General features: G+C 61.6%; 3 protein-coding genes and 1 pseudogene. 3 read left to right on the top strand and 1 reads right to left on the bottom strand.

Annotation, left to right across the window (positions count from 1 at the left end; translation table 11 throughout):
* The first annotated feature begins 9 nt into the window (after positions 1-9).
* The 3 genes and pseudogenes from E4K09_RS14460 (at position 10) to E4K09_RS14445 (ending at position 11,423) form a co-directional block, all read left to right on the top strand.
* Entirely contained in the window at positions 10-9,516 is a 9,507-nt protein-coding gene (locus E4K09_RS14460; protein WP_134498139.1) for a hypothetical protein, read from the top strand.
* Positions 9,517-10,248: 732 nt separating this feature from the next.
* Positions 10,249-10,761: a Ros/MucR family transcriptional regulator gene (locus tag E4K09_RS14450; RefSeq protein WP_134498137.1), complete on the top strand. Its 513-nt coding sequence runs from the start codon at positions 10,249-10,251 to the stop codon at positions 10,759-10,761.
* A gap of 438 nt (positions 10,762-11,199) precedes the next feature.
* A pseudogene (locus tag E4K09_RS14445) lies at positions 11,200-11,423 on the top strand (DUF2312 domain-containing protein).
* A gap of 425 nt (positions 11,424-11,848) precedes the next feature.
* Here the strand turns inward: E4K09_RS14445 and E4K09_RS30230 are convergent.
* On the bottom strand, positions 11,849-12,610 hold the full coding sequence (locus E4K09_RS30230; protein WP_134498135.1) for a helix-turn-helix transcriptional regulator: 762 nt from the start codon (positions 12,608-12,610) through the stop codon (positions 11,849-11,851).
* Between the last annotated feature and the right edge of the window lie 424 nt (positions 12,611-13,034).

The following is a 13,034-nucleotide window of genomic DNA, read 5'->3' as shown; positions in this document are numbered from 1 at the left end:
GCCAAGCCCATGAACTTTGCCTTCGGAAAGCGCGGCAAAGTTGGGGACACGAAGCCTCCCGGGGCAGTCGAGACCTGCGATCCTCGCCCCGGCCTGCCAGTCAGCTTGGCGACCCACCAAAAATCGCAAGGCACCGAGGCGGCTTCGGCCCGCAATCTGGCCCGGCGGGCGGCGGAAGCCCGTGAGCACGACCCTCGGGAGCGGCGCGGCGACAGGGGCAAAGCCGCTGGATCCGCAAGCGGCGGCATAGCGGAAAGCGAGACCCGAAGCTCTGAAGCGGCGAAAACTGAAACCGGAGAGCAAAGCGCGGCTAGAACCGAAGCGTCCGGTACAGACGAAGCTGCAGCTGCTGCAGCCCGGCCCGAAGGCGCCAGTGTCACCAGCACCCCCGTTTCACAGGGCAGGACCAGGTTGCCCGATGTCTTCCGCTCCGTCGGCGCTCCCGCTCTGCCGCCGACTCCGATCCCGGACCTCTCCCGTATTCGCTCGCTCGTCGTTCCGCCGCCGCCGGCGTCAGCCGTGCGCCGCACATCCGAGATCCTGCGCGCAACCGGCAGTACACCGGCAGGCCACCACGCCCAGATCCAGCGCGCGCTCGACAGCGTTGCGGATCGGGCGAGGGCCGCCGAGCGCAACGTGATCTTTCAGGTTGGCGGGATTGCGGCCGATGCCCGGCATTCCATCGAGGCGCTGGCCCAACGCATTCCCAGCATCGTCGGCGGTGGCGTGGCCCGGATCAAGGCCACGGCCGCGGCCGTCGTCGCCGACATCAATGCGCATGCAGACGCTCAAATTCAGGCGGTGCTGAATCACAAGTACAAGGACAAGGCCGGACTGGCGGAGCGTGGCAAGGACACCGAAGTCAGCATGCATAAAATGCTGATGCAGGAGGCGCCACGGGTCCTGAAGGACGCAAAGGCGGCAATGGATGCGGAAGTCGACGGCCTCGCCGCGGAAGCCGGCAATCGCATTGATCGCATCAAATCCGGAACGAAACCAGCAGCGATGGATACGGGCGTCGCACCCGACCCTAGCGCCAAGCCGGCCGATATGGCTATTCCGGACAGCGGCAAGGACGGCGAGCAATACACGACGTGGCCCGCCGCACGCGAGGCGCTCACCAACAAGCTGATGACCGACCTCCCGGCGAACCGTACCGCGCAGTACGGCAATCTGCAATGCGCCGCGGCTGTCCCAATGATGGTCGAGGCGCAGCAACGTGGCTACGAAGCGGCAAATGCCGAGACGATCAAGGAACTGACGAGTGAGGAAACGAAGACCCGGTTTTTCGACATAACCTTCGGCCTGATCATGCCGACTGTCAGGGAGGAACAGGAGAAGGCCGATCCGGTCGCCGATGAATCCTATACCGGGCACCTCAGCTTGAACCTGTCGCTTCAATATTCCATGCTCGACGGCGCCACCCGGCGCATCGTTCGGCAGATCGACGAGAAACGCGGCGTTCTGGTGGACGAGACGCTGGACCCCAGCGTCGAAAAGAGTCTGCCGGCCCACTCGATCAAGGGAGTGCGGGAGGCCGGCAAGAAGATGATGGACGGGCTCAACGACCAGGCGCGGGTCGTCGAGGCGTCGCTCAAGGCCAATCTGGCCGCGCTCGCCGCCCACTATCCTGATCTCGTGAAGCGGCTCGAGCCCATGATCGCCTCCGGAGAGTTCCTCGAGGCGACCGCAACGCTTGCGCAGCTGGCAGAGGCCGAAAAGAGCATTGCTGCGCTCGAAGGTGGGCAGATCGAGTCCGTCGCCCAGCAGGCCATGACCACGCTCGCCAATGCCCGGAAGGGCTTCGATCAGCAGGTGGCATCGCTCTACAAGATGACGGGCAGTAGCGTCGACAGCCTGCTCCAGACACTGGCTCGCGCCCGCTACGACTTCGCCCGCACCACGATGCTCTACACCGGCACCATGGACAGGGGCGTGGCGGCGGTTTTCCCGCAAATCCACGCCCATGCGGCGCAGGTCGCCGATCGGCTGCTGGGGCCGAAGAACAATTCCCGTCAGCAGTTCTCCAATATCAAGACGGCAGCCATTGGCTACATCAACGGCGTCATATCGGCCGAATGGGCCGGATATCTGGCGCGGGTTAACGGGATGGAAAAGGGCTTCGGCGGCGTCGCGGATGCGTCGTGGAAGCAAGGCGATTCCGGCTCTGAGTTTAACCGCATTCGCAATGGCGCCGCGCAGGATGCCGGCGCTCGCGGGCACGACGTCGAATCCGCCCTCACACCCGCGCCCATGACCACCGGCGAGCGCGTGGGCGGCTACATGTTCCTCGGGCTCGGCGCACTGGCCTGGGACATCTATTCCGATCCCAACGAGTCGAAAGTCACGACAGCACTTTCCATTCCGTGGCCGGGACCGAATGCGGTGGACGAGCAGCACAAGGCGAATAGTGGTAGGGGCGTCATCCAGCTGATTGAGGAGCGGATGAAGAGCGAGGAGGAGCAGGCCGACATCCTCAAGCTCTTCAATCCCGACCAGAACGTACGGGCGTCCGGTAAGGCGGGGCTGCTCGAAGGATCGTCGGCATCGACCGGCATCAATGCCGAGGCCGCACTGGCGCTCTCGCAATCCTTGACGGCCGACGAACTCGCCTCGCCCATCATGACGCCCGAGCGGCGGCAGCGGATCGCGGAGGAACTGCGTTCCACCCTCAAGCCGGCCAACATGGAGGTCGCGGCCGCGTATCTCAACGGCGAGCCCGATCAGGCGCTGGCCATCCGAATGCGCCAGCTTTTCGACAAACAGGCCTCCAAGCAGGAGAAGGACCAACTCCAGACCGGCGAAGAGCTGGACAGGCTGATTCGGCAGGAACTGTTCGCCAGCGGGCCGAATGCCTATGTCCCGAACGAGCGACTGGAGGCGATGCGCAACGCGGCCTTCTTGCGCTTCGACGAGATCAGCCGTGAGGGGCGCCAGCCGGTGACGGTCAGAAACGCACCCGTCGCGCCGCCGCCAGATCGCCTTGCGCTGACGCCGGCACAGCTGCGCTACGAGGGCCGGCCGCTCCCGCCGCCGCAGCCGCGCATCGAAGCCTCCGGGAGGACCGCAGCGCCCCCAGCCCGGACGGCTCCCGTGCAAAAACCAGCGGCCAGAACACCGCCTGCGCCCTCACCCGCACCCGCCCCGGCGCGCGCCGTCACCGGGCCGGAAGCCTCGAACGAGAAACTCGCTCCCGAGAAGGTTGCGACAGACCAGACCCGCAAGCTGGACGAGGCGCGCCGGGCGATCGTCGCCTATATGAACAAGCCGCACGCGTCGTACTTCCGCCAGCCGAACGACCGATTTGCCGAAGAGGATATGAAGCGGTTTTCGGAGATGGATCGGAAGGTCCGCACCTACGATCCGGCTACGGGCCGCGTGACGATCGCCCCGGCTCTCGCGATCCAGGCTTACAACACCGCCATCATCATGCACGGCACGAACTCGCCAGAGGCGATGGGGGCCCGTGCAGCAGCCGCCTACTCGCGCATTTCGGGCGACAGTTCGCTCTCGACCAATCAAGTCAACGAGCTGAACCAGAACTTCAGCAACATGGAATATGCGCGCTTCCGCGCCCGCTGGGAAAGCGCGACGCCCGCCCAACGCGCGGCTATGGCCAAGCAATGGGAGGACATCCAAGCGCGGCACCGGACCTTCCTGCGCGAAACGGCGCGCGGGATGGGGATGGAAGGCGATCTCGACGACCCGATAGCCGTCGAAGCCTTTGTTTCGCAGCGGCTCGGCGCGCAGTTTGCCAAGGAGGGCGAGGAGTTCCGCAAGGCCGGGACGGAAATCACCAAGCAGGGGCGGATGGCGATCGATACCGGCGTAGCACTCGCTGCCGATGGTCTCGGCACCAACGAAGCGCTGATGCAGAGCGTGCTCGCCAACCGAACGCACGCGGAATTCAACGTCCGCCGCGCCAACGGCGAGACCATGCATGACTATGCCTATCGCGTAGCCGATAATGAAATGTCCGGCGACGACTGGCATCAGGCCAAGGAGAAGCTGCGCGGCGAGGATGAAAACGAATTCGAGCGCTACGAGACGCTGCGCTTCCTCAAAGACCAGCAATTGAAGGAGGGGACCGGCTGGCTCGGCAGGAGCGTCATGGCCGACGCTTGGCAGAAACGCCATCTGGAGAACACCGAAACCGAGGCCGACAACAGGCTGCGTACCGCCACACGCGCCGGAATAGAAGACTATAACAAGCGCGTCGAAGCGGCTGGCCGCCGCGATCTCAAGATCGATCCCGCGTCGGATGACATGCCCGTTCGGCTGCCAGGAGGTCAGTTGAACCCGCTGGTCCAACGCTTTGCCGTGAACGGCGACGGCAAGCTCAGGGGCAATGGTCCGTCAATGGACGTGCTGCAGGCGAATACCCGCCAGGCGGCCGATTTCTATCAGCAGGAGGTCGACCGCAACGAAAGCATATTTACCAGCCTGATCACCGCGCTGGCGGTGGCGGTATCGGTGTTGCTGCTGTTCATCCCGGGCATCAACCTGATCGCGGCCGGCATTCTCGTCGCGTTGATTTCGGGGGCCGCGACAGTCGCGGTGAAATCCGGAATGCGTGGCGGCCGCTACGGCTGGGAGGAAATGGCGACGGATATCGGTATGACGGCCATCGAGGCGGCGACCGCAGGAATTGGTGGCGCGATGTCCAAGGGAGCCACGGCAGCCGCCAACGCAGCGCGAACCGGCCAGAAAATTGGCAAACTCGGCACTTTCGGGCGCGTCGGCGCGGGACTTCACACGCGCCTCGGCCCCGTGGCGGCACCCATTGTTCAGGGTGGGATCACCGGTGCGGCTTCAACCGCCGCAACGGCCGCACTCGACGACAAGCTCTGGGACGATGGTATCGGAACCGGCATCGGGCGAGTCCTCGGGCATTCCGTCAAGGGGGGGCTTTCCGGCGCCGCGAATGCTGCCGTCACCGGTGCCATCACCCGCGGACTAGACCGCCGACTTGCGCCGACTGCCGTGGGCAGAAACGCCAGCACCGACCGGCTGAACCGAATCGGCAAGTCTCTCGGTCCGGGCGGACGGGAATTCCTCACCGAAGTACTTGCCAACACACCGGGATCGCTTGTCGGCGAAACGATCAACATTCTGGCCGACGTCGCGATGGACAAGCACGTCGGAGGCTGGTCAGGCGCGTTTGAACGACTTGGCAAGGCAGGCGTGCGCGAACTGGCGTCGGTGGCCGGGCGAACTAAAGCACAGCAGATCCAAAGGGCCCAATACAACCGGATGTCAGCTGACATTCACGGCCAAAAGCGGAACCCGAATCCCAGGGAAGCTAGAATCCTCAACTGGCTCGGTCAGAACGGGAGCGTCATCCCGCTGGGTACGAGGACCGACGAGTTCGCGCGTGGATTCTCAAACGTCCGTGCTCGGATCGATGAGTTGCCTCCTCAGATTCGCGACGAGGTCGCGAAAATGGGTCCCAATAAGGCCATGGACGTGATCCGCATGATGGACAGCGGCCAATTGGGCAACCGCGCCCAGCGCCTGCAGTTCACGATGCAACTCGGCAAGGAAATCGTCGGCCTGGATGTGGAGGCGTTCGACCGAGCGATGCAATCATCCAGCCGGGACTTTGCACGCAACCGACATGCGCGGAAAGAACTGAAGGCCCAGACGAACAAGCAGCTTCTTTCCGCAATACGCGGGCCGGAGCGCGCGCATCTCCAGGAGCTGGATTTTTCGGATCTCATCAGCCTGCCGCCTGCGACGAAAGCGAGACTGGCTACCGCGCTGGCCGAGGGAGGAGCGGACCTTAGGGCGCTAGTCCAACGAATGATCCCGGAGGACCCGCATCTCGCCGCCCGAGTGGCAGCACGCATGGTGGATGCGGACGCAGCCGTCACGCGGGCCCGCAACGCAGTGGCGACGCGCCGCGCTGGCATTCGCGACGACCTGATGGAGGCCGCGCCCGAAGCGTCGCGCGGCCGGATCGCAGGTCTTAGGCCGCGCGAGGCCGAGGCCCTGCATGCGGCGCTCAGGGAAGGAGAGCCGACAGGCTTTGCGCGCGCGTCCGCGATCCTGCGTGGTGCCGGGCTTGACCGGGAGAGTGCGAACAAGGTTGCCCGATCGATGATGAGCCGCATTATGCGCGCGGCGTCACGTGTCGCCAACCTCGACAATGTGCCTCCCCCGCATATCAGGGCGATGCTGGATCTCCGCGACGACGCGCTGATGGAAATCCGCGTGGCGCAGTTTACCCGCAGACCGCTTTCGGATGCGCGCGTCGACGAGATCGTTGCGGCGACAGCGGCACGGCGGCCAGGCATCGACAGGCAGGCGTTGCTGGCCGCCATCCGCGCGACGATGGCAACCCGACACGGTCGACCGGGCTTCCGGGAGGCTTTGACGCAGAAGCGTGCGCTTCTGGACATGATCCCCTTCGGGATGAAGCGCGTGGTTTATCGCACGCCAGTCATCACGCTGCCGGAGGATTCGTTCCTCGCTTATGTCCGAGGCAAGGGCAATGAGCATGCCGTGACCCTCATCGTAAATGGTAACCCGGTGATCCTGATGCGCCAGGGATCCAACCCGAAGGTGCTGACCGAAGAAGGTTTGCACGTGCTGCAGTATCGCGATCCGCGTTTTCGCGAACGGGTCGCGACACTGGGTGAAGAACACATGGCCCGCTGGGACGATCTCGATCTGGACACACAGGTCCGCGCCTACCGAGCCAAGATCGATGTCGAGATCGATGGCCAGCAGCGGATGATCGGCAAGCTCCGCGCTCGCGCAAATAACGCCTTTTTCGAGGATATGCGAAATCAGGCCCTCAAACAGCTGCAGGCAGCTGAAGAAACCCTGACGCGCCTCATCACACGTCGTGGGGAGGCCAATGCACTGACGCCCGCCGAGTTGGATGCGATCGCGGCGGGCATCGTCGACCCACCGGGCTGGCTTCGCCAGCCGGCGCGCATGTTCAGCAAATCGGCGGCGGACCAGGATTTGTTCGAGGAGATCGAGGCGGCTGCCAGGACGCCGCTGCGCGATGCCTTCCGGGCTCTGACCAGCCGAGTGCCGGAAATGTCGAAGGGCAACCGGCGGCAACTGGTGCAGACAATCCACGCCCTCGCCGAGGTGGTGCCGGCGGACGAACTCGTCCGGTATCTCGGGCGCATTCGTAGCGGCCAGCCGCTCACAGGCGATGAAGACTTAGCGAAGATTCCGCCCGAGCGGATCGCGGTTACTGTCCGGAATCACTTCCTTGCCGTGGGTGATCCGTCACAGGCCGGATCGATCGCGCGCAGGGTGCTGGACCGCGTGACGGCGAAGCGAGGTCTCGAAGACAAGGACCTGAAACTGGTGCGGGCGACGCTGAAGCGCCTCACTCGGGCAGAGCCGGGCGATCTTCATCCCGAGCTGGAATTCGCCAAGCGCGCCCTCGTACTCGCCCTGCACAGGCTACCGGACAATACGCCGGACGCTGCGGTGATGGACCGGTTCCGCAGCGCCGCCAAGGTTCTCGGCATTTCCCCCACAAGGCAGTTGAAGGGGCTGGCAAATAAACCGGAGATACAGGCAGCGATCCTCGAAGCGCTGGCCGGGCCGAGGCCGCCAGCCGTGCAGGATGCTTATTTCAAATCTGTGAACGAAATGCTGAATGCAAGCGCAACTCTACCTAGAGCCATGCAGCACATGGCGTTCAGGCTCTTGACGCAAGCCTATTTCGAAAACACCCCGGTTGAAACGTTCGAACGGATCATTCATCTCGTTCACGCTTCGGGGGAGACACTCGGTCCCCCCACCCTGCTCTTCGTATCGCAACATCCGCACAGGATCACGGAACTGTTGCCCAAGATGTCGGGCCTGATGAGTTCGGCGGTCGACCCCCAGGCAAAACCGCCGTCCACCAATGCGGCGGCGGGTAAGGTGACGGTTCAGGATATGCTCACCTACTGCCATGCCGCGCTGCTGGACCCCGAACTCCGCAACAGCCTGATCCGCATGGGCTCGCGCGCCATGAGCAACGGCAAACTCTCGGCGTCCGATCTCGACGCCATACGCAAGGGCGAGCCGATCGCTGTTGGACAAGAGCCCTTCCTCGCGCGCTTTGCCGATCCGCTCGAGGACGCAGAGGATTGGGGTGCCTACAAGCCGATCGTGATCAAGCGCGAACAGGCGGCGCAGGACCTGGTGAAGGCTGCCAAGGGTCTGTCGGCAACCGGCGCCAGTGTGATATCGATTGAGGAGGCGCGCTCTATCGTCCAGAGGCTGGAAGTGCTGGAGGCATCCGTCGCCTTCTCCACACTCACGGGAGCAAGCCGCTCGCGCAGCGATCTGATGAACGATTTTCTGCAGAGAGTCACCAAGCTGCCGCAAGGTACGACGGAGGTGGATCGCAACCGACGCGGAACGATCATCGAGGAGGAGTTCCGCAGGTTCGTGCGCGTGCAGGCCGAAACGGTGATCACCAGCATTGCGGCTGGCGTCGAACTACCCGGCCCGAACGGAACGCGGCTCACCCTTTCGCAGGAAGCCCGGATCGGCCTGATCAACCGCCTGATTCGAGGCGTCAACGATGTCAAGAACCCCGTTGCGGTCAATGAGGCTGTGCAGCAGGAAATCGATCATGCCTTGAGCGTCATGCGCGAGGCGTATCTCAGGGCCGCGCGCACGACGCAGGATACAGAGTCTCTTGCCAAGCTCGAGGCCGGTTTCGATTCGCTCGTCAGACGCGGCCTCGTCGAGGCGGAACCGACAGCAAAAGGCAAGATGCAGGAAAACCTCATTGAGGTGCTGCTCAAGTTGAAATCTGATCCGACGAAACCGGGCGAGGTTCCGCAGATATTCGACGACGTGAGTTCCGCCACGTTCAAGGCGCAGCGGAACTTCCACAGCATCGACCAGGAGGATGCGGCCAAGGTTGCCACCAGCCAGAACAAATCCGCGCCCAGCAGGAGCACGGACCATGTCCTCAAGGTGGAGACGGACAAGAACCTGCCGCCGGGGATGAGCAAGGGTGATCTGATCCAGACCGACAGCAAGGCTGGCGCAGGCGCATTCGATCCCGACCAGTTTAAGCGTTATTTCGTGGAGATGGCCCGCATGGTCGCCGGCGACCGTACCGTTGACCCCGATGGTGGCCTGTTTGCGCGGAGCGGTGCAAAATCGGTCGCCTACATCACCGACAATCACGAGAATCTTTTGCGGACTCAGCGCAAGGTGATGGCCGTGCTGGAGGAGATGTTGAGCGATCCAAAGGCGGACAGGCTGGTCATCCGGATCGAGAACGAAAATTTCGATCTCACTCAACGCTACGGTATCACGCCAGATAGCATCCGCAAGAATGCGGATAAGTTCATCGTTCACTTCGGGCGCATCGCCCAGGCCAGCGACGCCCATCTCGACACCAATGCACCGGAAGGCCGCACGTCGAGCCATTCGCTCGGCCCATTCCTGTTCCAAAGGTTCGCGACAGATGTTGCAGCCATGATCCGCAATCTGCTGGACGAGAGGAGCGCGATCAACCGAGCCAAATCCTCGCCCTGAATTGGGAACGGCTTTGATGGGGTTGTCTAGAGCATCGGACGCTTACACCGTCGCATATCCGGCGGCCCTGGGATAGCTTCAGCAATCCTGCAGTTCGAGCAAGTCGCGGATGGCGCGCCAGAGCGCGTCGAGCGTTCGGGCTTCGGCTTTGCGCAAGTACGCTCTAATCTAGGGGAAGGCCTGTTCAATTGAATTCGGATCGCGACTGTAGGGTGGCAGCAACAGGAACCAAAATGGTCTGGTTTTTCCAGTGGCCGAAGGGTGCCTTGGCGAACAGCCGCTGCCCCTTGGGACAGCGACCGCGCAGGCGCGTCATCTTGGTGGAGGTGCCTGCCGGTCTCGTCGAGAAAGACCAGCCGGTGCGGCTCCTGGCGCATACCGGGCTGACGTTGCGTGCGCCAGTGCTCGCGGGCTTGACGGAGGTCGGAGCGTCCTTGTTCATTGGCCCGCAGCGCTTTTTGAGTGGCTCAAGTGTTTTGCCCCTATGGAAGCCAAGGCGCTCTGGCTGAGATTTAAGGGGCCCGTCTCGGCTGGAGCGCGCTTTCTTGTTCTGGTTGACTCTGGATAAAGCACTGCTACTCAGACCGCGCATGGCGCTCAGAGCCTTTGCACACGCCCCGGCCCGGGGAGCACGCTCGATCTCCGGACAGGGGTGTTTCTGGTGCAGGACCGATACGGATCGCAATGACGCCTGAAGTACCCTTCCTAACACCTGGTACGTAGAAAAAGACCATGGACCAAGCTAACCAGCCTACTCTCGATTTTGCCAGCATTACGGCGGAAATCGTCTCTTCGTACGTCGCCAATAACGCTGTGCATCGAGCAGATCTCCCCGCCGTGATTGCATCTGTTTATGCTGCGCTGCAGGGCCTTGCGGCTCCTAAGGAGGCCGAGCCGGAGAAGCCGCAGCCAGCTGTTTCGATCCGCAAGTCCATCACACCTGATTTCCTGATCAGTCTGGAAGACGGGCAGAGGTACAAGTCGCTCAAGCGCCATCTTGGGAAGCTGGGACTGACCCCCGAGCAGTATCGGGCCAAGTGGGGGCTTCCAGCCGACTACCCGATGGTTGCGCCAAATTACGCTCTGCGGCGCTCTGAACTCGCCAAGAGCATGGGCCTTGGCCAGCAAAGGGTGACGAGCCCCGCGAAGGCAGCTGCTGTGTCGGAGGAGACAGCTCCTGAGGTGGCTGAGGCCGCCAAGCCGAAGCGCCGTGCTCCAGCAAAGAAGAGCAAGTCGAACGCGTAAGGTCCGGCGCCTCGGGGTGGATTACGGCCGTCCCGAGGCGCTATCAATTGAGCATAACCGCCTTGTGCTCGGGCGGTAACTTAATTGTCCTAGCCCAGGCGAGGCTTTCCTACCCGTCCGTTCGAGGCTTGCAGCCGAACCCTATTTGCTTCGGCCTTTGGCGAGATCGGGCGATGCAAACCCCGTCGATAAACACCGCGTAGGTTTGCCTCACCTCGTCATCCAGCTCGATCGAGACGTTCATGCGCAGTCCCTTCTTGGCTGAAGTTCCTGGTGGATAACGCAAGGTGGTTCGCGCGGTTCTCGCAGCGGTGCTCGACCTATTAACACGGTGCTTACGGACCTGCCGGATAGTACTCGTCCATATCCGGCAAAGGAGACACTATGAGCGACGTCGCTGGTATTGCGGGAGATAGAATCCGCTCGTTCATCGAATGAATCGAACAGATAGAGGCCGAGCTTAAAGAGCTGACCGAAGCTAAGAAGGAGATCTTCTCAGAGGCCTAGCCTAGGGCGAGGGCTTTGACGTGAAGGTGCTGAAGGAGATCCTCAAGCTGCGCAAGCAGAACCAGGAAGAGCGCGACGAACACGAGACGCTGCTCGACGTCTACATGCGAGCCATGGATGAGGTGAGCTCAGCTCCGGCGGCTCAGGCGGCTTGATCGTCTCCCTTATCAGAGATGGAAAGGTCGCCTCATTCGGCGGCCTCTTCGTTCACCGGCGTGCAAGACGATGCATCAGTCACACGCCGCTTAGAACAAACCACCATCATTTGCTTTATGGGTGAAACCGCAACAAGGGTCATACGAGTATCAGGACTAGTGGGACCGTGCCGCCCAGCCTCTGTGAGGAAGCGGCGTCAGGCGAATGACATCCCGAGCCAGAACGTGACGAAGGCAAGCGAGCTGGCGATGGCGGTCCACTCTGACGCTGTCGCTGAGACACTCAGACAGACTGGAAGAGCCCGGTAGGAGCTTCCCTGGTGCATAACAACCGCCCTCCCAGAAGCCGATCACGGTAACCGGGAGGGTCTAATGAGTTGTGGGTTCGTCAGAGTATTCTTACGAGCATCCCCAACCTCTTCCAATTAGGCTCTTAGGGATGCTCCTTCGCCCTTCACCAGATGCTCTACAGCCCACATAGCCGCTTGTGTGCGATTGGCCGCTCTGAGCTTTCTCAGAATGGCTTTGATGTGAACTTTGACGGTTGCTTCGGTAACATCAAGCTGTCGCGCAATAACCTTATTGGACGCTCCTCGTATCAAGCATCTTAGAATCTCAGTCTCCCTTGATGAGAGCTTCCGCATTATTGGGTCGCACACCTTCGGTTCAGCCGCATCCTCCTGAGGCCCTATCTCAGAGTTCAATGAGTCGCCCTCCATAACCGGGCGCACAGCGGAAAAGGGCACAACCAGTTCCTGCAACATGACCAATTCAAGTGACTTGATTAAAGCCTCGGAATTGCTCGTGGAGCAGAAACCAGCAACCCCAAGCGCTATTCCAGCCTTCACGTCGTCAAAGGTGAATTGATCGGCAACAATGGCAACCTTCGCTTCGGGATGGTGCGATCTGATGCTGCTGATAGCGCCGAATGCGTTGGACTGGTTCCCACAGCCATCCACAACGAAGAGATTGATAGTTGGATAGGCGGCAATCACAGATAAGGCATTATCATAGGTGGCTACCTCTGACACTTCAAAACAGCTAACGGACAAGAGATTCTTCAGCCCCAAACCAACCAGGGAATTTTGGCAGATAACGACAGCAGTATAACTTTTGCTGACTGCCTCTAATCTGCCAGAAGTACGATCCTGATCGGGGTTGACGTATTGGAATTTCGCTGCGCCCATCTTTGCTCTCTGAAGGAAAAGTTGAAGCCCCCTTTGCTCCTAAGGAGGGTAGGTGGAGGAGGATAGGCGAAGTGGATTTCGTTCAAGGCATAGGCCAATTGTTATAATCCAAAAGAGGTATACGGTACCTCCAAAGAGATACCTAGACGTAGGCTTCGTATCAGCTTCTCTCCCAGGTCGCTCCTCGCCGCGGCCGTAGGCTAAGTTCGCTGCAAACCTAAGTTCTATTATTACTTACAGAGAGTTCATAAGAGTGACGGCGGCGTCCTGCGATTCAGCTACGAAATTACCTGAGCCCATCGCTAACCTGACGTGACCGTGGTTTTGGACCAGGCGCATTGAGAGCCTACTGCATGCTTGCGGATGTGGGTAGCTGCTGTGTGAGCGCCTCCATTGTCATGGGTGCGGGTGGCCGGTAGCCCAA

The organism is Microvirga pakistanensis (genome assembly GCF_004458765.1).
Classification (GTDB): Bacteria; Pseudomonadota; Alphaproteobacteria; order Rhizobiales; family Beijerinckiaceae; genus Microvirga; species Microvirga pakistanensis.
The sequence above is the reverse complement of the archived record's forward strand: the minus strand, read 5'-3'. Positions and strand labels throughout refer to the sequence as shown.